The organism is Bowmanella yangjiangensis (assembly GCF_017255015.1).
Taxonomy (GTDB): Bacteria; Pseudomonadota; Gammaproteobacteria; order Enterobacterales; family Alteromonadaceae; genus Bowmanella; species Bowmanella yangjiangensis.
Genome location: NZ_JAFKCS010000472.1, coordinates 1 through 590 on the forward strand (window position 1 = coordinate 1; position 590 = coordinate 590).

Annotated in this window: 1 protein-coding gene; it reads left to right on the top strand. The window is 73.1% G+C overall.

The window, feature by feature from the left end; genetic code table 11:
* A partial coding sequence (locus tag J0A65_RS25220; RefSeq protein ID WP_206596963.1) for a hypothetical protein occupies positions 1–590 on the top strand: 590 nt, incomplete at both ends.

A 590-nucleotide genomic window follows, 5' to 3' on the forward strand; every position in this document is an offset into this window, starting at 1 on the left:
GTCGATGCGTGCGCTGCCGCATCTGCAGACGGTGCAGATCCAGGGGCTGAGCGCGCAGCTGCTGAGCCAGGGCGAGGCGCGCCAGCGCCTGCTGCTGATCGCGCCGCCCGAGCAGGCACTGGACGAGGCGCTGCTGCGGCGGCTGGCCGACGCAGGAGACGTGCGCGTGCTGCAGATGCCCTTCGTGGCGCACGACTGCGGCGCGCAGCGGCGCCTGATCGATCAGGCCAGCGGGCTGCTGGGCGGCAAGCCGACCCTCGTTGCTGGCGTCGGCCCGGCCGCCGCTTCGGCCTGGCGCTGGCTGGCGACGCAGGACGATGACCAGGCGCAGGCGCTGTCGGTGGGTTTCGACCTGGGCCAGCCCGATTGCGCCGAAGCGCTGCCGAAGAAGGCCGCGCACGGCCACTGGATCGCCCTGTGGAACGATAACCCCGGCGATGCCAACGCGCGCTTCCTGCGTGAGCAGGGCAACGGCGAACCGCGCATCGGCACCCTGGGTACGCCGCTGCCGACCCTGCTGGCCGACCAGTTGCAGCAGCTGCTTGCCGGCCAGGGCGCGCCGCTGCCGGTGGTCGAGCACCCTTCAGCGC